At 32.6% G+C, this 21,775-nt stretch carries 24 protein-coding genes and 1 tRNA gene; 13 read left to right on the forward strand and 12 right to left on the reverse strand.

Annotation, left to right across the window (positions count from 1 at the left end; all coding sequences use genetic code 11):
- Positions 1 to 90 precede the first annotated feature (90 nt).
- Both thsB and ACQY22_RS03345 read left to right on the forward strand, forming a co-directional pair.
- Positions 91 to 1,803 (forward strand): thermosome subunit beta, encoded by a 1,713-nt coding sequence (gene thsB, locus ACQY22_RS03340; protein ID WP_428325129.1) that lies wholly within the window; start codon positions 91 to 93, stop codon positions 1,801 to 1,803.
- Between the two features lie 55 nt (positions 1,804 to 1,858).
- Positions 1,859 to 2,137, forward strand: a complete 279-nt coding sequence (locus ACQY22_RS03345; protein WP_428325130.1) for a hypothetical protein — start codon at positions 1,859 to 1,861, stop codon at positions 2,135 to 2,137.
- Here ACQY22_RS03345 and glnA (ACQY22_RS03350) read toward each other — a convergent pair.
- Entirely contained in the window at positions 2,134 to 3,594 is a 1,461-nt protein-coding gene (glnA, locus tag ACQY22_RS03350; RefSeq protein WP_428325131.1) for a type I glutamate--ammonia ligase, read from the reverse strand. The two genes, ACQY22_RS03345 and glnA (ACQY22_RS03350), sit on opposite strands and share 4 nt — an antisense overlap.
- Positions 3,595 to 3,648: 54 nt before the next feature.
- Between glnA (ACQY22_RS03350) and ACQY22_RS03355 the strand changes: the two genes are divergently transcribed.
- The gene (locus ACQY22_RS03355; RefSeq protein ID WP_428325132.1) at positions 3,649 to 4,206 is read left to right on the forward strand and encodes a hypothetical protein; all 558 of its coding nucleotides are present in this window, start codon (positions 3,649 to 3,651) and stop codon (positions 4,204 to 4,206) included.
- A gap of 32 nt (positions 4,207 to 4,238) precedes the next feature.
- Positions 4,239 to 4,523, forward strand: coding sequence for a hypothetical protein (locus ACQY22_RS03360; protein WP_428325133.1), 285 nt, complete (start codon positions 4,239 to 4,241; stop codon positions 4,521 to 4,523).
- Here the strand turns inward: ACQY22_RS03360 and ACQY22_RS03365 are convergent.
- The gene (locus ACQY22_RS03365; protein WP_012216169.1) at positions 4,520 to 4,741 is read right to left on the reverse strand and encodes an AN1-type zinc finger domain-containing protein; all 222 of its coding nucleotides are present in this window, start codon (positions 4,739 to 4,741) and stop codon (positions 4,520 to 4,522) included. The genes ACQY22_RS03360 and ACQY22_RS03365 overlap by 4 nt on opposite strands.
- A 103-nt stretch (positions 4,742 to 4,844) precedes the next feature.
- On the opposite strand from ACQY22_RS03365, the gene ACQY22_RS03370 reads away from it, so the two are divergent.
- Together ACQY22_RS03370 and ACQY22_RS03375 are read left to right on the forward strand one after the other, a co-directional pair.
- Positions 4,845 to 5,585: an SDR family oxidoreductase gene (locus ACQY22_RS03370; protein WP_428325134.1), complete on the forward strand. Its 741-nt coding sequence runs from the start codon at positions 4,845 to 4,847 to the stop codon at positions 5,583 to 5,585.
- A gap of 1 nt (position 5,586) precedes the next feature.
- Entirely contained in the window at positions 5,587 to 6,735 is a 1,149-nt protein-coding gene (locus tag ACQY22_RS03375) for an NAD(P)/FAD-dependent oxidoreductase (protein ID WP_428325135.1), read from the forward strand.
- Here ACQY22_RS03375 and ACQY22_RS03380 read toward each other — a convergent pair whose 3' ends face one another.
- Positions 6,736 to 6,945, reverse strand: a complete 210-nt coding sequence (locus tag ACQY22_RS03380) for a hypothetical protein (protein ID WP_428325136.1) — start codon at positions 6,943 to 6,945, stop codon at positions 6,736 to 6,738.
- 56 nt (positions 6,946 to 7,001) lie between these two features.
- Here ACQY22_RS03380 and ACQY22_RS03385 point away from each other — a divergent pair.
- Positions 7,002 to 7,075, forward strand: a tRNA-Pro gene (locus ACQY22_RS03385).
- On the opposite strand, the gene ACQY22_RS03390 is transcribed toward ACQY22_RS03385, so the two are convergent.
- The 3 genes from ACQY22_RS03390 to thpR are packed head-to-tail and all read right to left on the reverse strand — an operon-like array spanning position 7,076 to position 9,682.
- A complete protein-coding gene (locus ACQY22_RS03390; RefSeq protein WP_428325137.1) occupies positions 7,076 to 7,837 on the reverse strand; it encodes an RIO1 family regulatory kinase/ATPase in 762 nt (253 codons plus the stop codon). It lies immediately after the preceding tRNA gene.
- The gene (gene cca, locus ACQY22_RS03395; RefSeq protein WP_428325138.1) at positions 7,812 to 9,143 is read right to left on the reverse strand and encodes a CCA tRNA nucleotidyltransferase; all 1,332 of its coding nucleotides are present in this window, start codon (positions 9,141 to 9,143) and stop codon (positions 7,812 to 7,814) included. Before cca ends, ACQY22_RS03390 begins: the two co-directional genes overlap by 26 nt.
- Complete coding sequence (gene thpR, locus ACQY22_RS03400; RefSeq protein ID WP_428325139.1) at positions 9,140 to 9,682, reverse strand: RNA 2',3'-cyclic phosphodiesterase; 543 nt, start codon at positions 9,680 to 9,682, stop codon at positions 9,140 to 9,142. Before thpR ends, cca begins: the two co-directional genes overlap by 4 nt.
- Positions 9,683 to 9,754: 72 nt before the next feature.
- Here thpR and ACQY22_RS03405 point away from each other — a divergent pair, with 72 nt between their 5' ends.
- From ACQY22_RS03405 to ACQY22_RS03415, 3 genes are all read left to right on the forward strand, one after another.
- Complete coding sequence (locus tag ACQY22_RS03405) at positions 9,755 to 10,300, forward strand: AAA family ATPase (protein WP_428325140.1); 546 nt, start codon at positions 9,755 to 9,757, stop codon at positions 10,298 to 10,300.
- On the forward strand, positions 10,300 to 10,704 hold the full coding sequence (locus tag ACQY22_RS03410; RefSeq protein WP_428325141.1) for an RNA-binding domain-containing protein: 405 nt from the start codon (positions 10,300 to 10,302) through the stop codon (positions 10,702 to 10,704). Before ACQY22_RS03405 ends, ACQY22_RS03410 begins: the two co-directional genes overlap by 1 nt.
- Before the next feature lie 74 nt (positions 10,705 to 10,778).
- Positions 10,779 to 11,519: a hypothetical protein gene (locus tag ACQY22_RS03415; protein WP_428325142.1), complete on the forward strand. Its 741-nt coding sequence runs from the start codon at positions 10,779 to 10,781 to the stop codon at positions 11,517 to 11,519.
- Here the strand turns inward: ACQY22_RS03415 and ACQY22_RS03420 are convergent.
- From ACQY22_RS03420 to ACQY22_RS03440, 5 genes are read right to left on the reverse strand one after another with little or no spacing between them, the layout of a single operon-like run.
- On the reverse strand, positions 11,514 to 12,236 hold the full coding sequence (locus ACQY22_RS03420) for an SIR2 family NAD-dependent protein deacylase (RefSeq protein ID WP_428325143.1): 723 nt from the start codon (positions 12,234 to 12,236) through the stop codon (positions 11,514 to 11,516). The genes ACQY22_RS03415 and ACQY22_RS03420 overlap by 6 nt on opposite strands.
- Before the next feature lie 2 nt (positions 12,237 to 12,238).
- Positions 12,239 to 13,138 (reverse strand): ribonuclease Z, encoded by a 900-nt coding sequence (gene rnz, locus ACQY22_RS03425; protein ID WP_428325144.1) that lies wholly within the window; start codon positions 13,136 to 13,138, stop codon positions 12,239 to 12,241.
- Positions 13,135 to 14,082, reverse strand: coding sequence for a TRM11 family SAM-dependent methyltransferase (locus tag ACQY22_RS03430; protein WP_428325145.1), 948 nt, complete (start codon positions 14,080 to 14,082; stop codon positions 13,135 to 13,137). Before ACQY22_RS03430 ends, rnz begins: the two co-directional genes overlap by 4 nt.
- Positions 14,082 to 14,957 (reverse strand): ribose-phosphate diphosphokinase, encoded by an 876-nt coding sequence (locus tag ACQY22_RS03435; protein WP_428325146.1) that lies wholly within the window; start codon positions 14,955 to 14,957, stop codon positions 14,082 to 14,084. The genes ACQY22_RS03430 and ACQY22_RS03435 overlap by 1 nt, the downstream gene beginning before the upstream one ends.
- A 48-nt stretch (positions 14,958 to 15,005) precedes the next feature.
- Positions 15,006 to 16,745, reverse strand: coding sequence for a mechanosensitive ion channel family protein (locus tag ACQY22_RS03440; RefSeq protein ID WP_428325147.1), 1,740 nt, complete (start codon positions 16,743 to 16,745; stop codon positions 15,006 to 15,008).
- 131 nt (positions 16,746 to 16,876) lie between these two features.
- Here ACQY22_RS03440 and ACQY22_RS03445 point away from each other — a divergent pair, with 131 nt between their 5' ends.
- The 3 genes from ACQY22_RS03445 to ACQY22_RS03455 all read left to right on the forward strand — a co-directional run bounded on the left by ACQY22_RS03445 (position 16,877) and on the right by ACQY22_RS03455 (position 20,483).
- Positions 16,877 to 18,223 (forward strand): KamA family radical SAM protein, encoded by a 1,347-nt coding sequence (locus tag ACQY22_RS03445; RefSeq protein WP_428325148.1) that lies wholly within the window; start codon positions 16,877 to 16,879, stop codon positions 18,221 to 18,223.
- A gap of 87 nt (positions 18,224 to 18,310) precedes the next feature.
- Positions 18,311 to 19,756, forward strand: a complete 1,446-nt coding sequence (gene glnA / locus ACQY22_RS03450; RefSeq protein WP_428325149.1) for a type I glutamate--ammonia ligase — start codon at positions 18,311 to 18,313, stop codon at positions 19,754 to 19,756.
- 70 nt (positions 19,757 to 19,826) lie between these two features.
- A complete protein-coding gene (locus tag ACQY22_RS03455; RefSeq protein WP_428325150.1) occupies positions 19,827 to 20,483 on the forward strand; it encodes a hypothetical protein in 657 nt (218 codons plus the stop codon).
- Here the strand turns inward: ACQY22_RS03455 and ACQY22_RS03460 are convergent.
- On the reverse strand, positions 20,480 to 21,775 hold the full coding sequence (locus ACQY22_RS03460) for an APC family permease (RefSeq protein WP_428325151.1): 1,296 nt from the start codon (positions 21,773 to 21,775) through the stop codon (positions 20,480 to 20,482). The genes ACQY22_RS03455 and ACQY22_RS03460 overlap by 4 nt on opposite strands.

Genomic DNA, 21,775 nt, shown 5'->3' on the forward strand with positions numbered 1-21,775 from the left:
ATTTTCCCAATTTAAAAACACCGATAGACTATCAAACCATCCAATCTTGATCTGGAAGGTATAAAAGGGGAATCTGGAGTTTTTGCATCAATGGGTATGCAAGCTACTTCTAAAGGAAATATGCCAGTCGTATTGCTCAAAGAAGGCGGTTCAGAAACTAAAGGAAAAGATGCACAAAAGAACAACATTGCTGCATCAAAGATAGTTGCTGAAATTGTTCATACCAGTTTAGGTCCTAGAGGCATGGATAAGATGCTAGTTGATTCACTAGGAGATGTTACTATTACAAATGATGGAGCAACAATTCTCAAAGAAATTGATGTTCAACATCCAGCAGCAAAAATGCTTGTAGAAATTTCTAAAACAACTGACAACGAAGTTGGAGATGGAACTACTTCTGCAGTAGTTTTGGCAGGAGCCTTACTTGAGAATGCTGAATCATTAATTGATCAAGATGTTCATCCAACAATTATTGTTGATGGTTATAGAAAGGCTGCTAGAAAGGCTAAACAATTTCTTGAAAGTATATCCGATAAAATTTCTGCAAATGATAAGAATATTCTCAATAAAATTGCAAAAACTTCAATGCAAACTAAACTTGTTAGAAAAGACTCAGACCAACTTGCAGATATTATTGTAAAATCAGTTCTTGCTGTTGCAGAAAAAGACTCTGAAAGCTATGATGTTGATATTGATGATATCAAAGTTGAAAAGAAAGCAGGCGGTTCAATAAAAGACTCAATGATTGTTCAAGGTATTGTTTTGGATAAAGAAATTGTTCATGGAGGCATGCCTAGAAAAATCAATGAAGCTAAAATTGCTTTGATTAACACTGCATTAGAAATCAGTAAAACTGAAACTGATGCTAAGATTAACATTTCAAATCCTCAACAATTGAAATCATTTCTAGATGAAGAAAATAGAATGCTAAAAACGATGGTTGACAAAGTTATCGGTTCTGGCGCAAATGTAGTTTTGTGTCAAAAAGGAATTGATGACATGGCACAACATTACTTGGCAAAAGCAGGAATCATTGCTGTTAGAAGAATTAAGGAAAGTGATTTAACAAAACTAGCAAAAGCAACAGGTGCAAGAATAGTTACAAACCTTGATGATCTCTTTGAAAAAGACCTTGGCAGTGCTGATCTTGTTGAGGAAAGAAAGATTGAAGAAGATAAATGGGTATTTGTTGAAGGATGTAAACATCCAAAATCTGTAACATTACTTTTACGTGGTGGCTCACAAAGAGTTGTTGATGAAGTAGAACGTTCTGTTCATGATGCTCTAATGGTTGTAAAAGATGTAATTGAAAAACCAGAAATTGTAGCAGGCGGAGGAGCTCCTGAAACTTATGCTGCTACAAAACTCCGAAACTGGGCTAAATCCCTTGAAGGACGAGAACAATTAGCTGCAGAAAAATTTGCTGATGCTTTAGAAGCAATTCCATTAACACTTTCAGAGAACGCTGGAATGGATCCTATTGATACTCTTACCTTATTGCGTTCAAAACAACAGAAAGGTGAGAAATGGACAGGTATTGATGTTATGAAAGGAAAGATTGCTAATATGAAATCTAGTGATATCATTGAACCTCTTGCAGTAAAACTCCAAATTGTTTCAGCATCTGCTGAAGCTGCATGTATGATTCTTAGAATTGATGATGTAATTGCTACTCAGAAATCTGCTGGTGGTCCACCTGGTGGTGGAGAAGGCGGAATGCCACCTGGAATGGGCGGAATGCCACCTGGAATGCCTGGAATGGGCGGTATGGGTGGAATGCCTGACATGGGCGGAATGATGTAAATTATTTTGCAATTTTTTTCAAAAGTTTATTTGATAACCAACTTTACGAACAACATTGAATGAAACTTCGTCAAAACTTCTTACTGGTTTTAAGTATGTTTACTTGGTTGCATTCTTTGCATTACTGGCAGGATTTTTCCATCCATTAATCACTAACACCAGTTTTGATAGTGTTGTTGTAGGGGTTTTGGTATTGTTTGTAGGACTTACAGGAGGTATTTTGTTGTACAAAGCTGCAACATCAGAGAAAAGAAGAGGAATATTTCTTGGAGGTGGATTTATTCTAATGGCAATTTCATTATACTATATTTTTGAAATTAGTGGACGAATCTAGACATCAAAGTACAGATAAAATTCATGTGGGTGTGGTCTAATGGAAATCTCACGTTGATCTCTTCTTTCTAATTCAATGATTTTGTCAATCACATCATTTGTATAAATTGGATTGAGGAATTTTCTATCACTCTCTAGCTCATCTAATGCTTCTCCAAGACTCTTTGGAAGAACCCCTATTCCTCTCTTGTTTCTATCACTTTTTGTCATTTTGAATATATCGTCACGAACTTCATCTCCAGGATCCATTTTCTTCTTGACCCCATCCATTCCTGCAGCAGTTACTGCTGCAAACACCAGATATGGATTTGATGACGGATCAGGAGCTCTGAACTCTAATCTCTTTAGATTTGAATAATTCTTACCTTTCAGATGTTTTGGGACTCTAACTATTGCAGAACGATTTCCAGAACTCCATGCAATGTATGCTGGAGCCTCATAACCGGGAACTAATCTATGATAGGAGTTTGTAGTTGGATTACAAATTGCTGATAATGCTTTTGCATGATTAATTATTCCACCACAAAAGTATCTTCCAAGCTGGCTTAATTCAATTTCGTCGTCTGGATCATAAAATGCATTATCTTTTCCCTTCCATAAACTGACATTAACATGCATTCCAGAACCTGAGTCCATTGCAATTGGTTTTGGCATCATTGTTGCAACTTTGCCATATTTTTGAGCAACATTTCTAATCACATATTTGTAAGATTGTGCGGCATCTGCAGCATTTGTCATATAATCATATTTGATATCAATCTCACATTGTCCTGCTGTTGCTACTTCGTGGTGATGGTTATCACATAAAATTCCAAAATTCTTATTGAGAATATTTACACATTCATTTCTATATGGTGTAAGAGTGTCCGCAGGCGTACTAGGATAATATCCTTCTTGTAATCCCATAGGATATCCATCACCTGATTGATTCCATGGTGCTTCCTTTGATTCAATTGAATAGGATTGTCCTTTGTATGGTGTTAGTACATCCCAATGTACTTTATCAAAAACAAAAAATTCTACTTCTGGACCCCATGTACTAAAGTCAAACCCTTGTGTCTTGATGTATTCTTCTGCTTTTTGTGAAATACCTCTAGGATCTCTTGATAATCTGCCTCTGTCTTCTCCCCAATAGACATCACAAAGCAATCTAGCTGTCTTGTTTTCAGTCATCCATGGAATTATTGCAAATGTATTTGGATCAGGTTTTAAGAGTAAATCTGAATCATCAATACTCGTAAATCCAATAATTGATGAACCATCTAATTTTGGTAGTCCATCTCTCATTTGCTCAGGTGTAAAAGTATTGGCAGAAATTGTAGTGTGGTGGAAATGGCCAGTTAGCCCAGTAAATTGAAGATCAATAAATTGGATACCTTCATGTTGAATCCTTGAGAAAACTTCGTCAGATGAATACGATACTTGCATTGCTTTTCCGTGACTGACTTTATAGGGCAATTTTATACTTCAATCAAACACAAATACATCCAGCATTTAAGGATTAGGTAAGAAATGTCCGAAACAAATCAAATTGATATCAACTATCTACATCATACTGTTTTACGAGAAGCTGAAGATGAGTCTCTACTAGAAATTGATCCAAACTTTTACAGAAACCTATCTGACTTTATGGGAAATTTGAAAAAACAGGAATTTGATGGTGTTGAAAGCAAAATCAAAGATGCCATGATAGAAATGGCTACTGAATTGACATCTCTATTGATAAATATCAGATTAGAAAAAATCTCAAAATCAAAAGACCTTGAAATTGGTTTTCTTTTAGATGAAGAAAAATTCATTCTTGATTCACAAGAAGAAGAAAAAGACCGGAAAGAGATGATTCTTTCAGCAACAATTAATGGAAAATCAAAATTTCTTGAATCATTATCACAAAATCATAAAACAAAGAGAATTGCAGTGAGATTTTTACAAGAAGTAGATGAAATTGTAGGTGCTGACCTTGAAAAATATGGGCCATTCAAAACTGAGGATATTGCTACTATTCCATATGAAAATGCACAGGCACTCATTGCTAAAAATGCTGCAACAAAAGTTCGTTTAGAAGATTAGATAGAAATTATACCTACTTCATTTCTAATTAGATGTCTCATACAGGTGTTGATGTAATTGATTTTCTATTTTACACAATTTACCCTGTAATTGGAATTTTTATTGTTGAGGGAATCAGTAGAGCAGTTAAAGCTCCCAAATGGGCAAAATTATGGACACAAGCTGTAGTTTCAATTGGTTTTGGAATTTATTATTGGTTCATTTTACCAGCACCACAAAATTTCCCATTAACTGCATTAGTGATGTTCGCACTTGCTATTGCATTAATCTATCAAGGAAGACGTGCAAAAATTTCTCCTGAAAAAAGTCCTTACTAAAAACGTCCAAAAATTCTTCTAAAAATATTTGGTCTATCTCTTCCTCCATCCCTGATAACTTTTTTTTCACCAAACCGCTTTGCTCTAATTTGGCTTAATTTTACACATCTGTGTTCTTCAGGAAGTCTGTGCTCTGAACAAAATGGATCTTTGCAGTAATTGCATTGGAATGGTAAATCTGTTAAATCTCCACAATACGCACACTTTTCAGATTTCACAATTTTATTTACTATTTTTCTTTTAAAAAAGTTGCCAGTATTTTTTTGAGAATTATTTTTCTAGGCTAAACATTTTTACGATGTCAAAATTTAGTGTGACTAATTGATTAAAGATAAAGTTGCAATAATAACTGGAGCTAGTAGCGGTATTGGATTTGCCACTGCTTTGGCATTATCAAAAGCAGGTGCAAAAGTTGCTATTGGTGCTAGAAGAGTTGATAGATTAGAAGAACTTGCAAACAAAATTACTGAAAATGGCGGGGAAGTATTTTATCAAAAACTAGATGTTACACAAAAATCAGAATGTGATAATTTTGCAAAAGCTGTTTTAGAAAAATGGAATTCTATTGATATTTTAGTTAACAATGCAGGCCTTATGCCTCTAAGCTTCTTCAAAAATCTCAAAGTAGATGAATGGGATAGAATGATTGATGTGAATATCAAAGGTGTTTTGTATTCTACTGCATCAGTTATTACTCACATGAAAGAAAAAAAATCTGGTCATATTGTTAATCTATCATCTGTAGCAGGAAGAATTGTCTTTCCTGCTGGTAGTGTGTATTGTGCAACAAAACATGCAATTGCCGCATTTAGTGAGGGATTGAGACAAGAATTCAGTATACGTTCAAACATTAGAGTAACAAGTATTGAACCTGGTGTTGTGGACACAGAACTCAATAACACAATCACTGATGAATCCTTAAAGGGATTTGTAGAGAATGCAGCAAAAATGGAAGCTCTACATGCTGAAGATATAGCAAATGCCATTTTGTATGCAGTTGACTCACCATCTTATGTTAATGTCAATGAAATCCTGATAAGACCCACAACACAAGAACGTTAACTTGACAGATATTCCACACGTTGTAATTTTAGGAGGAGGTTTTGGTGGACTTGCTACTGCAAATGAGATTAGAAACTCATTGTCTTCTTCACAAGTCAAAATCACAATTATTGATAAAAAAGACTGGTTTATGGTAGGATTTGCAAAATTATGGATAATAAATGGGACCCGAACATTTAAAAATTCTATTGGCGATCTAAATCAATTAGAAAAAAAAGAAATCAATTTCATGCAAGATGAAATATTATCAATTGATCTTCAAAACAAAAATGTCAAAACGAAACAAGAAAATGTATCATATGATTTTCTTGTAATATCATTAGGTGCAGTTTTAGCTCCACAAAAAATTCCTGGATTAATTAAAAATGGATTCAATTTGTATGATCATAATCAACTTTCAGAAATTCATAATAAACTCCAAAATATTGATTCCGGGAAAATTGCTATTTCTATAATGGGACTGCCATACAAATGTCCTCCCGCACCATTTGAGGCTAGTTTATTGATAGATTCTATGCTTAGAAAGCGTGGGATCCGAGATGATGTTCAAATTAATTTTTACAGTCCAGCTCCAATTACATTACCTGCAGCTGGTCCTGAAGTCAGCAAAAAAATTCTTGAATTAGTAAATTCTGAAAAAATCACTTTTCATAATTCATCTAAAATAAAATCAGTTGAATCAAACAAATTAATTTTTGAAAATGGTGAAGCTGAATTTGATTTGCTTTTAGCTGTTCCACCTCATGTTGCACCAAAAATAATCTATGATTCTGGATTAGCTAAAGAACCTGGATTTATTCCAATAGATAGAGATTGTAAAACTCCTTTTGAGAATGTATATGCAGTAGGTGATGTTACCAGCTTAGTAGTCACAGAAAATAAGGCAGTACCAAAGGCTGGAGTTTTTGCAGAAGGTGAGGGCATAACTGTTGCAAAAAATATTGTCTCAAAACTTCAATCAAAAGAAGAATCTGAATTATTTGATGGAAAAGGCGGATGTTTTATTGAATCAGGACGAGATACAGCTTCAATCATTGAAGTTGATATGTTTTCACAACCAGAACCTTCTACTAGTATTTCTGAACAAACTTCTGAAAATCTTTCAAGTAAATTAGAATTTGAAAAAGAAAGACTCTCCAAATGGCTTTAATTAATCAGAATTTTCTTTTTCTCTTGCAAGATGTTCTAAAACAGCTTTCATTTCAACACCAAGATCTTTATCATCTTTAGAAAGATTTAGTTTTTCAGGAATATTATTTTTGAAATCTTCAGCTTCCAACTCTATACTTCGTTTTTGAATGCAGTCTATATGGTCTTCTCCTGTTGCAGAAAGCTTGTGACAAATATTACAAATTTTCATAATTTTTGGTTGTTAATACGACGATTTAATAATTTCATTTTGTGCCTCTGAGACAAGGGATCGTCGTCTAGCTTGGTATGATACTAGTCTGGGGGACTAGTGGTCGCAGGTTCAAATCCTGCCGCTCCCATTACATTTTCAAAATTTTCAAGAGATTTTCAAAATTTTCAAGAGATTTTTCTTGTTTGTATTGTTTTAGAGCACCAATAATTTTCTCCTTTGGTGGATTTTTGTAAATTTTTTGTACTCTTTTTGCAATTCCTGAACCAATAAAAATTGCTTGAGTAATTGATGTGACGTTTGATGGTCTTCTTTTAACACTGGAACTCTCAAAATCTATTAGAGTAGATTTTGTTTTTCCAACTATAACATGTTTTGAGATATTACTTAGCTCCCCGTGATCAAAACCAATTTGATCCAAATTATAACAATCTTCAAGAACTTTTCTTATTGTTGGTTTCAATTTTTTTACACTACCTGTCCCTTTGAGAGAATTTACCCAATCAACAATTTTGATTCCTTCAATGTATTCCATTATTAGAAAATTTTTGCTTACATCAATCATTTTTGGCCCAACATTTACTGAATTTACTAACTTCAATAATTTGGCCTCACTCTTCATTTCTTTTCTTTGTGAATCTGTTCTTCTAATCTTTAATGCAACTTCTTTACTTCCTTTTTTTGCAAGAACAACCACACCCACGTATCCTTTTCCAAGAATCTCTAGTTTTCCTAATGTTGTAGGACCTGTCAATGAAATTGATTTAATTTTTAATTTGTCTAATTCCTTTATCCTAGACTTTATTTGACGTGGAGTTGATTTTGGATACCCCAAAATTTCTGAGTATGGCTCATTCACAAATTTCTTAATTGAAATGAAGGAGTGTGCCATCAGTTGAGATCAACTCACTTGCGACCTCTTTAATTGATTTGCTTAACCCTTTTTCTCCAATAGTGATTTTGAAACCTTGTTTGAAATCAGCTTGGAGGCCCTTTGGTATGCCTGTTTGAAGATTTTTATTCAAAAATTCAGTCATGAATTTTCTAGCATCTACGTGTTTTCTCTTTTCTAAAGAGATGATTTTTTTATTTTTTCCTACCCATACTATTCCTGTATTTGTAAGATTTTTTGAAATGAAACTCTTTGAACTACCTTCTCTAAAAAATTCTGGTCCACTTTTTGCATAAATATCAGAAATTTTTGTGGATTCTAAAAAGAATAGGAGACAAGCTTCTTTTTGTTGATCCGTGTATGCTTTACTCCTTAACACTGTAAAACCAGCTAATTCTAACTGCGTGTTTAATGATGATGTGGTTCTCTTGATTTGTCCCCAAATTATATCTGGGCTTCTCATTTTGAAACTAAATCTAATTGATAATACATTTCTCCAATGTTTTTTTGAAACTCTTGATTTTTTATTCTTAAAAAATTCTAATTTAGGATTTTCTTTAAAGGCTCTACAAACAAGAATAAATTTTCCAATATTTTCATCTGATATTGCAGCAGCTAAATTTCTATTATTGTCTATTGGATCAATTATTACTAAAGATGTATCAAACTTCTTTGAAGTTTTTCCAATAACTTGTTTTTCTTCAATTTTAGAAATTGATTTTATAATATTTTCAAAACTTCCAAAGTGCAAAATTAGAACTTCTGAAACATATCCACTAAATCCTTGTTTTGCAATTTCTGCACCATAGATTCCGTTTGATTTTAGAAATGTCTTTAGAATTCTAACCTCATTTCTCATTTTTTGTGTTAATGATTTTGACATGAATTTTGTATGAAATGGTGATCTATCTGCAGCGCTTTTCCATTCACCTGCTTTTACATCATAAAATGGAACAACATTGATCTTTGTATCCTTCATTTTAGCCTCAACATATGGGTGCTCAGAATATCTTACATATGGAGAAAATTCCTTCAATGAATCAAAACCAATTTTTTTAGAGATTTTTTCAAATTTCTCTTCTGAAGTTGATTTTTTGAATCTAACAAAAATATCTACATCTGCATCTTTTGATAGCCATGTGCCTTTAGCATATGATCCTCCAAATTCTACTCCTATAATTTCAGGAAACTTTTCAATTTCTTTCTTAACTAATCCTAATGCTGTTTGTGCAATTCCTTCTTTTGATTTTTCTACTGTTTTTGTCGGAATTACATTTCTCATCATGTTGGCAATAATTTTTTTCATTTTACAGCAATTACCTCCTCTAAATTAGAATAGATTGGTCCCTCAGATGTAAGTTCACTTTTTTTCAGCATAATCCTAGAAATTTTTTGCATTCCAAAATCCATAAACTTTTGTTTATTCAATTCCTCTGTAATATCTCCAATCTTCTTTTTAATTCTAAATATTGTAATATGTGGCTTGAATGGTTTATCCGAAATTAATCCTAGAGGTTTAAGCACATTTTCTACTCTTTTTGCCAATTCAATCAGATTCTTCCCTCCCTCTTCATCTGTTCCAACCCAAATTACTCGTGGAAACTTTGGTTTAGGAAATGCCCCAATTCCTTTCAAGTTTATGGTAAATTCAGAAAACTTGATTGTTTGTAGTGATTCAATTACTTTTTGTATTTGTTCTTCAGAAATTTCTCCTAAAAATTGTAATGTAAAATGTAATTGATCTGAACTTATCGGTTTTGCACTAATTTGTAATTTATTTTGAAAATCTTTAATAGATTTTTTTATGTCATTTTCTGAAATCTCAATTGCCACAAAAGTTCGCATTACAATTTTCCTTGATGTATCTTTATAATGATTTCCGGTAGCTTCATAGACGAGTTTAGTTTTCGATATTCAATGACAAAACTAATTGTCTGTTTGACAGGCATGCCAGGTGCCGGAAAATCTACTATTGCTGAAGGGCTAAAACCAAAAGGCTATGATATAGTCAATATGGGAAATGCTGTAAGAGAGGAAGCCAAAAAAAGAAATTTGGAACCATCAAGATCAAATCTTGGAAAATTAATGCTTGAACTTAGAGAAAAAAACGGATCTGGTGCAATTGCTGAATTAATAAAACCACAAATTGAATCTTCTTCTTCTAATGTGATTTTAATTGATGGTGTTCGCTCAAATGATGAAATTAAAGTCTTGAGAAAAATTGGAAATGTAAAATTATTAGCTATTCACGCATCAACTGATACTAGATTTGATTTCCTACAAAAAAGAGGGAGATCAGATGATCCACAAACAAAAGAACATTTTGAAGAAAGAGATAATCGTGAATTAGGTGTTGGAATTAGTAATTCAATTGCGTTATCTGATTATGCAATATCCAATATCGGATTAACTAAAGATGAATTAATAGAATCTGCAAATGAAATTATCCAAAGTTGGGTATGATGAAGATTCCAAACATTAATTGTAAAATTGAAATGTTTTGTGCAGTAAATCCGTCTGAAGATCTAGAAAAAACTCAAAAATCAATCTCAAGCATTTTTCCATATTCAATAATTAAAACTGAGAATTATTCAATTTCTGCTGAATCAAAAGACCTAACTTCTTTAGAAAAAATATACGAAGTAGTTCACTCAAAGCAATCTCAGAAAACCTATAGACGAAATCTCCAAAAAAATCTAAAAAACTACTCAACATGGTTTTATCTAAATAAACAAGCTGCATTTGTAGAAAAAATAGCCATTTGTGAAGGAGCTGAAGAATCTCCATTAGGTCCAATCAAAGTTGTGCTTACTTCATCAAAAATTGATGAAATCATTGATTGGTTTGTCTATGGAGACGAAAATTAGCTAAGAAAATTCAATCATTTTTGACTATTTTTTTTAGTATGAATCTAAAATTCATTTTTTAGAATTATTAACAAATGTTCATAAAATTAGGCATAATCGCAGGAATAATTGTTTTAGGAGGAATGATCTTCTCAAATGAAATTGATTCATTTTTCCCTACCACATCTGCAACAATAACTGATTCTCTTACTAATGATGTATCTGAAATAGGTACTAGGGCAACAAACGCTGTAGAAAATAGAATTGATGAATCTATTGATAAAATTGTAGATAGAACTAGTGATGCTATAACAAATGAAATTCATGAAACCGGAGATAAAATTTCTAATGAAGTTTCTGATGTAAGAGAAACTTCACAAAATATAATTCAAGAAGAAATTTCTAATTTCAATCCTGTAGAATCTATACAAAATTTGTTTACTGGAAGTTCTTCGAACACAAAAAACTCATCAAATGAAATTTCTACATTAAATCCACCTTCATCATCAAGTCAAATCATAACAGATTCTTCTCCTTTAGTATATGAAACACTTTCATTATCTACAAAACAAATGTCTGATGAAAATATTATACTTCAATATTCTGATTCTAGTGGAAAAACAAATAGTGTTAATGTCATACTTCGATCAGAACAAGAAGAAATTTTTTCTGGGACATTTTTCTCTTCAAACTTTGAAACTACTGTAAATGATGCAGCAGGAATTCCTTATTTTATAGACATGATTGTGGAACATGAAGAATATGGAACTGTAACTTCATCAGTTTTTAATCCTGGTGATTCATCAGATTCAAACATTAGTGGTATATTTTCATAAATTTTTGAATAATGAAACAAATTCTGGTAATGCATTTGCACTAGTGTTTCTTATCACAAGATCCATTTCTGATGACATTTCAGTATTTTCTGGATTAATTTCTATTAATATTGCATTGTTTTGTTTTGCATATATTGGTAAAGTGTTTGCAGGAGATACTACAAGTGATGTTCCTGCAATAATCATTAAATCACATTGATTTGCATGAATTATTGCTTCTTGCCAAACATCTTGTGGAAGAGACTCTCCAAACCATACAACATCTGGCCTCAAAATATTTCCGCATTTACATAAAGGTGGATTTTCTGTAAAATCTGTCATTATTTCATCACTAAAATCACAAACAGTACATTTTATTTTTACAATACTTCCATGTAATTCCAAAACTTTGGTACTACCTGCTTTTTGATGCAATCCATCAATATTTTGTGTTAAAATGACAACATCTGCAAATTTTTCAAGTTCAGCAATTGCTTTGTGTCCTTGGTTTGGATTTGCTGAAAAAATGTTGTGTCTTCGCTCATTATACCATTCCCAAACCAATTTTGGATCATCATAAAATGCGTCAATTGTGGCTAATTTCATAGCATCATAGTTTCTCCAAAGACCATCTTTGCCTCTAAATGTGGGAATTCCACTCTCTTGTGATATTCCTGCCCCAGTAACAAAAACAATCTTTTTTGCATTCTTAACTTGGTCTTTAATTGATTCAAACATTTTCATTTAATCTCTATTTCTAAAAGATCCTTTGCAGTAATTACTGAATCATGAATTTCTTTTGCTTCCCTTAGATGCTCTATTTCATCTCTATATCTTGCTGAAAAATGTGTTAACACTAGATGTTTTACTTTGGCATTTTTTGCTACTGTTGCAGCTTGTTTTGCAGTTGAGTGACATGTGTCTTGCGCTTTTTGTTTTTCTGCTTCAAGAAATGTTGAATCAAATACAAGATAATCGCATTCTTCAAAAAACTCCTCTAATTCTTTTGTAGGCATTGTATCTCCAGAAATCCCTATTTTTTTACCTGGACGTTTTTCTCCTAGAACTTGTTCTGGTTTTATTATTTTTTCATTAACTGTAATTTCATTTCCATTTTGTAGTTTATTCCATAATTCCCCTTCAGGTATTCCTAATTCTTTAGCTTTTTCAACATTGAATTTACCTGGCTTGTCTTTTTCTTCAAACAAATAAGAAAATGCAACAATTGAATGGTTTGCTTTACATGTATGGATTGAAAATTTTTCATCTTCAAAAATTTTTTCATCTTTTATTGTATTGATCAAAATGGGAAACGACAATCCAAAATTTAAAACTTTGATGTTTGCTGCAATAAACTCTTCAATTCCACTTGGACCAAAAATTTCTAATGATTCTGTTCTATTTTGCATAGACATTGTTTGTAATAATCCTAAAATTCCTACACAATGATCGCCATGAAGATGTGTAACAAATATTTTCATTTTTTTATTCCAACCCAATCCTGATTTCATATATGAAATCTGTGCAGCTTCACCTGCATCAAACATGAGAACTTCACCTTCTCTCTCTAAACATATGCATGATAATCCTCTGTTCTCAGTTGGTTGTGCAGCTGAAGTTCCGAGAAATACAAGTTTCATTTTATCAGAATTGTCCTTGTCAAGCTTTTATGCCTATAGATTTGATATTTTTTTAATCCCTTTAATTTCAATTTGTCCCCCAATTCCTTTTTGTACATTATAGCCATCTTCTTTCTTTTTGGCACAATAGTCACAAATCTCTTAATGATCCCTTCGGGTTTTTCTGATATTTTTGTATTTTTTCCATATGGAAAATCTGTTACAATACCATCAAATTCATCAGCCATGTTCTTAATTTCTTGGAAATCTGAATGAATTACTCTTGATTTGTATCCATTTTCTTTGATGTTCTTTTTTGTGATTTCAACCATTTTTTCATCAAAATCTAAACCAATTCCGTGAATTCCCATTGACTCAGCTTCTAGAAGCGTTGTACCAGTTCCACAGAATGGATCACACACTGTTTCTCCTTTTTTTAATCCAACTAGGTTTATCATTGCCCTTGTTAACTTCCAATCTAATTCATGTGGCTGTGATATTGCCTTTTTTGGTCTCTTTTTCTCCTTTGTAATTTTGGAAAACCCAAAAAAATTTTCTTTATTTGTAAAAATCAAATAAACTGTAATGTCTGGATTTTCAAGTTTTACTTTTGAATTAGAGAATTTTGAAATCATATCGCCCATAGAATTTTCCAATTCTGGTATGTCGAACTGATTTGAAGATAAATTGATAATTCTACAAACGAATGTTTTTGCATTTTTCAAAATTTCAAAATTTCCTTCATCTAAAAACAATCCAGACATTTTTCGTAATATTTGTCCTGATGTTTTTACAAATGTTGCTTTCTTTGAAATTTCATACCAATTCGTTTTTGACTGAACAATTACTAAGTTTGAAATAATTTTAATTTTAGAAAATCTATCAAAAGTTTTTGCTATTGCAATAACCTCATCAATTGCAATCTCTAAATATTCTTTAGATAATACAAAAAAACTCTCTGGCATTATACTATTGCCTTTGCAATTGTATTTGATACATCAACTATCGATGTATTACCTGGAATAGTATTTGCACTTACAATTTTTGTAACTCCAGATTTTTTTATTTTCTTTTCAGCATCATTCATCAATAGTGCATGTGTACATGCCACAAAAACCCTCTTGCATTTTTCTTTTTTAAGAAATTTTGTTGCATTAACTATACTTCCACCGGTACTAATCATATCATCAACCAATATCAGATCACGTCCTATAACATCAGCCTGTTTTGTTTTTATCTGTACTTTACCAGTTTTTCTATCCCTTTTCTTTTGTAATACAATGAATTCTATTCCCATTTCCTTGGCAAACTCTCTTGCTCTTTCTTTTCCACCTTGATCTGGCGAAACAACTAATGGGTTTTTTAGGCTTATTTTTTTGAAATATTTTGCCAGATCTGGTACCGCTGATACGTTTTTGGATTTTATAGTGAAATATTTGAGCCCAATCAAACTGTGGATATCGACTACAATTAATTTTGATGCTCCTGCACCTTTGAATAATTTTGCTAGAACTTTCATGGTAACAATTTCGCCTGGCAAAAATTCTCTATCCTGCCTTGCATATCCCATGTAAGGAATTACAACAATTACTTCAGATGATGTCTCTTTTGCTTTTGAAATTAGTGATAATGCTTGAACAAGATTTGTATCAACATGAGGATAAATTGATTGAACAACAATTGATTTTCTTTTAGATATAGTTCCTTTTAGTGTGATTTTACTTTCTCCATCTGGAAAAACTCTTACATCTGATTTTACTAAATTTGCTTTAGTTTTTCCAGCTAATTTTTTCCCTAAATCTTCAGATGCTTTTCCACAGATTACTGATAGTTTGCTCAACAAGAAAATGTGATTTAATGGGATTCTTAAGTTTTGAGAAGAATTAGACTAGTCTTCTCCTTCCCCACGTCCAATATCTCCCATACCATATTCATCAATTACTTTATCTCTATCCGGATCTCTTTGACTAATCTCATCAAATTCTTTCTTTTCATCACCCTGATAGACAGTTCTAATTGGCCATGGAATTCTAATGTCATATTTCTTGAACTCTTCATACATTATCATTCTCAAATCGGTTTTTGTTTTGAATTGTGCACCATAATCTCTAACATATACCCACATTGAAAAGTCAAGTGATGAATCATTAAAGTCACTAAACCTAACTACTGGTTGGACAACTTCAACATGAAGTTCTTTATCACATCCACAACTTGGTTTATTTTGATCTAAATACGGACATCTGTTTTGCCTTACTAGGTGTCTTCCCTTTGAATCGATAATTTCTTTCATTCCTCTTTTTCCAACTTTTACTAAAATTGATGCTACTTGACGAGGATTATTAAGATATGAAACACCAACCTTTACTATTGCTGGAACAAGCTTGTTTTCTTTTGTATAATTAACAATTTGTGCTGAAACAAGTTGTCTTGTTGGAATAATTGCAATTGATTCATGCAAAGCATCTCTAACATAAGTAACTCTAGGAGTTATTTTGTGCACATATCCATTATATCCAGAATCTAACTGTATTCTGTCTCCTTCTATAACGATCTTGTCTTTTCTAATCATAATATATGCAAAATAATTTTGCATCGTTTCTTGTAATGCTAAACCTAAACCAATTGAAAAACCACCTGTTGCAGTAGCAATTACTATCAAATCTACTCCCCACCATGCAACAACTCCTAAAATTGTAGCAACAAAAATTCCTATTGGAAGAACTTGTTTTGCAGATTTTGGAATACCTTCTCTCTTCTTCTTTGCATATCCTGGAGGACGAGAACTTGGAATAATTGGTTCATAACCATGCATGCGTTTTTCTTCTCGCCATACATCAATAGGAAAAATTTCATCTGGTTTTGCACCAGGTCTTAATTTTCTACCTGATTGATTGTGTCCTTTGATACAATTTTGGAAATATTTTTTATATTTTGCCCGCTCTGATTTTTTCCATTCTTCAAATGGGGTATCAACTAATCTCTCATATCCTCCAATTGGATTTCCTTTTGTAGTTCGAAATTGTTCTAATTTTTGCATTCCTTCTTGAGACTTTAACATTTTTTTGAATTCATCCTCATCAATATCTTCAGGTGTAATTTTGGGCGGTACCCATTTGTACAATTTGTGAAATAGATCACCATCATCATCTACAAATCCACGCATTTCAAACCATGCATCAAAATCCTCTTTTTCTAAAATTGATTTATCGCGTTTAGTGAGAGCTATAGGGATAAGATGTGATATTGTATAACCAATAACAAGAATATTGAAAGTATTGAGAATTTTGGCAAACATTTCATGAGGAGATATATCTTCATTGCCAACTATTGTAAGGTCTTCTCCTAATAGAACGCCTGTTTGAACATGAACATTAATTGCTGTAATTAACGCAATCGCAAAGAAAGGTAAAACAGCTCTTCTAAGAAATCTTGAGAAATGTGGTTTCTGATAATAGAATTTCTGTGAACCTACCCAAAATGAAAATTTTCTATACCCAACAACAATCCCAACAATCCCAACTATCATAATCATAAATGCTAGTTGAAGTGATTCTGAAGATGCTACAAGCTGAGAAACAGTTTCAAATTCTCCTACTGAAATTTGAGATAATTCTTCTTCAGCCATAACTAATCACCATCTTACTCCAATTCATATCCTAGAATACAAACGTTAAGGCATATTATCATTATTTATCAAAAAATTTTGTGCGTACTGAGCCTGTAACCTTTAACAAGGGTTAACGGACTAATTACTAAATGACCTATCAAGAATCAGTTTGGGATGATTCTCCTTCACTAAAATCATACACATTATCAAACTTTCGTGATCTCCCACAAATTCAGAATATTTCAGAAGAAAAACAATTTGAAATGGAAGTTGTAGGAAATGTTTTACCATTTAAAGCAAACAACTATGTTGTTGAACAATTAATTGATTGGAATAATATTCCTACAGATCCAATGTATGTATTAACATTTCCTCAAAAAGGAATGTTAAAACCAGAACACTATTCAAAAATGGAAAATACTCTAAAAAATACTTCTGATAAAAAAGAAATTGCTACTGTTGCAAATGAAATTCGTTTACAACTTAATCCTCATCCTGCAGGACAAATGGAACTAAATGTTCCAACTTTAAAAGATGGTACAAAATTGTATGGAATGCAACACAAATACAAAGAAACTTGTTTGTTCTTTCCAAGTCAAAGTCAAACTTGTCATGCATACTGTAGTTTTTGTTTCAGATGGCCACAATTTGTAGGAATGGATGAAATGAAATTTGCAATGCAGGAAGGCGAACAACTTGTCCAATATGTTTCAGAACATCCTGAAATTACTGATGTTCTTTTCACTGGCGGTGATCCCATGATAATGAAAGCAAAAATGTTTTCAAAATATGTTGATGCTTTAATTGAGTCAAAATTACCAAATCTTAAAACAATTAGAATTGGAACAAAAGCTCTTTCTTATTGGCCATACAAATTTTTGACAGATTCTGATTCTCAAGAAATGTTAGATGTTTTCAAAAAAATCACTGATAGTGGTTTGCATTTAGCATTTATGGCTCATTTTAACCATCTAAATGAATTATCAACTGATGCTGTACAATCTGCAATTAAACAAGTAAGGAAAACAGGTGCACAGATTAGGACTCAATCCCCAATTTTAACTCATATCAATGATGATGCAGAAATGTGGGCTAAAATGTGGACAAAACAAGTTCAACTTGGCTGTATACCATACTACATGTTTGTGGTAAGAGATACAGGAGCTCAGCATTACTTTGGCGTTCCTCTAGTTAGAGCATATGAGATCTTTAGTCAAGCATATTCAACTGTCAGTGGATTGGGGAGAACTGTTCGTGGACCTAGTATGTCTGCAACACCTGGAAAAGTCCAAATTGTTGGAACTACAGAATTTAATGGTGAAAAATTACTAGTTTTGAGATTTTTGCAAGGACGAAACCCAAATTGGGTTAAAGAACCATTTTTTGCAAAATATGATGAAAATGCAATTTGGTTAGATGATCTAAAACCAGCATTTGGCGACAAATTCTTTTTTGAAGATGAATTAGACGCCATAAAAGCATCAAAAAGTAGTTAATTTCGAAATTTTTTTAATTTACCTGACCATCTTGACAAATCTATCTTACTTGATAACATTAGTAAACTGATTCTCTAAAAACATCAATTGAACGCAGATCAAGCATTACAAACTATCCAAGATGAAAAAATTTCATTTATTGATTTTTGGTTTGTAGATATTTTTGGTGAACTACATAATGTTGGAATGCCAAGCTATGCAATTGATAAAAATAGTTTTGTTAATGGTCTTGAGAAATTAGATGCAAGTTCAATTGTTGGGTTCAAATCTGTAAATAATTCTGATATGATCTTAATGCCTGATCCAACTTCATTTAAAATTCTTCCATCTGATTACGATCCGGGTCATAGAAAAAATGCTAGAATATTTTGTGATTTGTATGATGGCAGTACAGATGAAAGTTCAAGATACAACAGAGATTCAAGAGGTATTGCCCACAAAGCATCAAAGAAACTTGGAGAATTTGGATTTACTCATACAAACTGGGGACCTGAAATAGAATTTTTTGTATTTGATACAATCAACGTTTATCCATCACCATATGCTGCAACACATTCCTATGGCGGATCTGGTTATTCCATTGAATCTAAAGAATCACCTTGGGCTAAGGGAAATGTAAGTACTGCCATCGATATCAAAGAGGGGTATTACCCATCTCAGCCTAAAGATACACTTGAAGGATTTAGAAAAGATGTGTGTGATGATCTGTATAATTATTTTGGAATTAGAATAGAAGCTGAACATCATGAAGTAGCAACTTCTGGTCAATGTGAAATTAACCTTGTATATGATGAAATGATACAAATGGCAGATCATGTAATTGGAGTAAAAAATTTAGTAAAAGTTAAAGCTAAACGAAAAAATAAAGTTGCAACATTTATGCCAAAACCAATTTTTGGTGATAACGCATCAGCAATGCATACTCATCAAAGCTTGTGGAATGGAGACTCAAATGCAATGTATGATGAAAATGATGAACTTGCACAAATGAGCCAAACTGGTAGATACTATATTGGAGGAATTCTGAATCATGCATCTGCTTTATGTGCAATTTCAAACCCAACAACAAACTCTTACAAACGTCTTGTTCCTGGTTTTGAGGCACCTGTCAATGTTTGTTGGGGATTGGCAAATAGATCTGCTGCCATTAGAGTTCCAATGTATAACAGAAATCAAGAAAAGAGTAAGAGACTTGAATATAGAGTTCCTGATCCTACTGCAAATATCTATCTTTTAGAGGCAGCATTATTACTTGCAGGTTTGGATGGAATAAAAAATAAAATTGATCCTGGTGATCCAATTGAAGAAAATGTATACAAACTTTCTGCAGAAAAGAAAAGAGAATACAAAATTGGCTCATTACCCGTTTCACTAAAAGGTGCCCTTGATTCTTTGTCCTCTGATTCAAAATTCCTTGAAGACGTATTTACAAAAGACTTTCTTGACGTATATTCTGAATTAAAATACAAAGAATATGTTGCATTTGCCCAAACTCCTACTGCTTGGGAAGTTTCAATGTATGCTGATGCATAATTGGTACAAATATCAAATCCTCTCAAATTAACATAGAACATTTTTAAAATCAATTATGGATTTTTTTAGCATGAAACTAAGCTTATTGCTTCTTTTGCTGATTGTTCCAGGTTCAGTTGGTATTGCATATGGGCATACTGTAGATGCTGTGGGAGAATATAGGGTAGAAATTGGATGGATGAATGAACCTGTTGTTTCAGGAGAAACAAATGCCATTGAATTCTATGTTAGTCCTATGAATCCATGTCCAGAAATTCCAGAACCTATCAAATGTGCTGAATCACAAGAATTTCAAAATGGAGTTGAAGGATTGAAAAAAACAGTAAAGATGCAATTAATTTACAAAGACGAAAGTATAACACTTCCACTATCTCCTGATCATAACATTTCTGGAAAATATTATGCATTTGTAAACCCAACTGTCTCTGGATTTTATCAGGCAAACATGTTAGGATCAATTGAAGATACTCCAATTAGTCTATCAATGCATCCTCCAAAAGTTGCAGAACGTTCGTACATTGAATTTCCTGAGCCTTCTGACATTACTGTACAACAAATGATTGATGGACATACTGCATTAATTGAAGATATTGGTGATCTGAAAGATTCTGTCAATAACTTAGAAGAAACTAAACAACAAATGGATATGGGTTATGCAGGAATCGGTGTTGGGTTAATAGGTATAGCAATTGCAGTTGTTGCACTTGCAAAATCTAAAAAGAATTAATCAGAATTCATAAAATCTTTTCTTCTCCTTAAAATTATGTACAAAAGAGATCCAACTCCAATTATTGCCAATCCAACTAAAACTACTTCAACTTCAAACTGTAATGCCATGTAAACCGTGGTACCAAATCCAAATAATGGCAAAATAGGGAATTTTCCAATATTTACTGGGACTCTGAATGGTCTTTCTAAAATTGGTTCTGTATATCGTAGAACAATTACTGCCAAGTTGATTGCTGCAAAAGTAATTACAACTGCAAACACCACAATGTTTGCTATAATTACTATGTCTCCAACAAAAGTAAATCCTATTGATGCAACCAAAATCCCAATAACAGATATCCATGGAGTTTTAGTTTTAGGATGAATTCTGCCTAAAAATCTAGGAAGGGAATTGCTTCTTGCCATTCCATAAAGAATTCGTGCCCCTGCAACCAATGTGATTAGAACAGTACTAGCCGTAGCAAAAAGTGCAATTAATGAAAGTGTAAAACTACCATTCATGCCTATTGCAGAATGTGCAACATCTGCTAAGGGAGCTGAAGAATCAGCTAAATCTTCCCAATTTAAAATTCGAATTGATGCTAAAGAAACTAGAATGTAAATTATTGCAGTTATGACTATGGACAAAATTATTGCTCTTGGAATTGTCTTTTTCGGTTTTCTAACTTCTTCAGCAACATTTGCCATATCTTCAAATCCAATAAATGCAAAGAAAATCAACACAAATGCTAGAATTATTCCTGTAATTCCACTTGGTGCTTCAAAATAATCAATTGTTTCAATTGGTTCCATTGAAAAACCAAGGAAAATTATGAGAACAAGTCCTGCTGCAGTAATTAACGCAAAAATAGTGTTTGCCCACGCAGATTCTTTAATTCCAATAAAATTCACAACAGACAAAACGATAATGAGAAAAACTGCACCAATTGTAATTGGTAAATCTATAAACTGTGTTAGATATCCGCCAAATCCTAACGAAACTGTGGCTGCAACTATAATAGATGTAATGGCTGTTAACCATCCTATAATAAAACCAAAAAAATTACTCTTGAATGCATTTTTTACAAAAGTATACTCTGCAGCTGCTTTTGGAAATAAAGCAGATAATTCTGCATAACTAAGTCCAGCAAAAATTGCAACTACTGCACCTATCAAAAAAGAAATCCACATTGAGTTTCCTGCAAATCCTGCAGCTTCACCAATTAAGACATAGATTCCTGCCCCTAGAATTAATCCAACACCATACATAGTAAGGTGAAAAAGACCCATGTGACGATGTAATTCAGACAT

Source organism: Candidatus Nitrosopumilus sp. (assembly GCF_965263415.1).
In the GTDB taxonomy this organism is placed as follows: domain Archaea; phylum Thermoproteota; class Nitrososphaeria; order Nitrososphaerales; family Nitrosopumilaceae; genus Nitrosopumilus.

Excerpts from the sequence above, each read along its gene's own strand:
- thsB (WP_428325129.1), top strand. The coding sequence starts at position 91 with ATGGGTATGCAAGCTACTTCTAAAGGAAATATGCCAGTCGTATTGCTC.
- ACQY22_RS03355 (WP_428325132.1), top strand. The coding sequence starts at position 3,649 with ATGTCCGAAACAAATCAAATTGATATCAACTATCTACATCATACTGTT.
- ACQY22_RS03360 (WP_428325133.1), top strand. The coding sequence starts at position 4,239 with ATGTCTCATACAGGTGTTGATGTAATTGATTTTCTATTTTACACAATT.
- ACQY22_RS03380 (WP_428325136.1), bottom strand. The coding sequence starts at position 6,945 with ATGAAAATTTGTAATATTTGTCACAAGCTTTCTGCAACAGGAGAAGAC.
- ACQY22_RS03390 (WP_428325137.1), bottom strand. The coding sequence starts at position 7,837 with ATGGCACACTCCTTCATTTCAATTAAGAAATTTGTGAATGAGCCATAC.
- cca (WP_428325138.1), bottom strand. The coding sequence starts at position 9,143 with ATGAAAAAAATTATTGCCAACATGATGAGAAATGTAATTCCGACAAAA.
- thpR (WP_428325139.1), bottom strand. The coding sequence starts at position 9,682 with ATGCGAACTTTTGTGGCAATTGAGATTTCAGAAAATGACATAAAAAAA.
- ACQY22_RS03405 (WP_428325140.1), top strand. The coding sequence starts at position 9,755 with ATGACAAAACTAATTGTCTGTTTGACAGGCATGCCAGGTGCCGGAAAA.
- ACQY22_RS03410 (WP_428325141.1), top strand. The coding sequence starts at position 10,300 with ATGAAGATTCCAAACATTAATTGTAAAATTGAAATGTTTTGTGCAGTA.
- ACQY22_RS03415 (WP_428325142.1), top strand. The coding sequence starts at position 10,779 with ATGTTCATAAAATTAGGCATAATCGCAGGAATAATTGTTTTAGGAGGA.
- ACQY22_RS03420 (WP_428325143.1), bottom strand. The coding sequence starts at position 12,236 with ATGTTTGAATCAATTAAAGACCAAGTTAAGAATGCAAAAAAGATTGTT.
- rnz (WP_428325144.1), bottom strand. The coding sequence starts at position 13,138 with ATGAAACTTGTATTTCTCGGAACTTCAGCTGCACAACCAACTGAGAAC.
- ACQY22_RS03430 (WP_428325145.1), bottom strand. The coding sequence starts at position 14,082 with ATGCCAGAGAGTTTTTTTGTATTATCTAAAGAATATTTAGAGATTGCA.
- ACQY22_RS03440 (WP_428325147.1), bottom strand. The coding sequence starts at position 16,745 with ATGGCTGAAGAAGAATTATCTCAAATTTCAGTAGGAGAATTTGAAACT.
- ACQY22_RS03445 (WP_428325148.1), top strand. The coding sequence starts at position 16,877 with ATGACCTATCAAGAATCAGTTTGGGATGATTCTCCTTCACTAAAATCA.
- ACQY22_RS03455 (WP_428325150.1), top strand. The coding sequence starts at position 19,827 with ATGAAACTAAGCTTATTGCTTCTTTTGCTGATTGTTCCAGGTTCAGTT.
- ACQY22_RS03460 (WP_428325151.1), bottom strand. The coding sequence starts at position 21,775 with ATGTCTGAATTACATCGTCACATGGGTCTTTTTCACCTTACTATGTAT.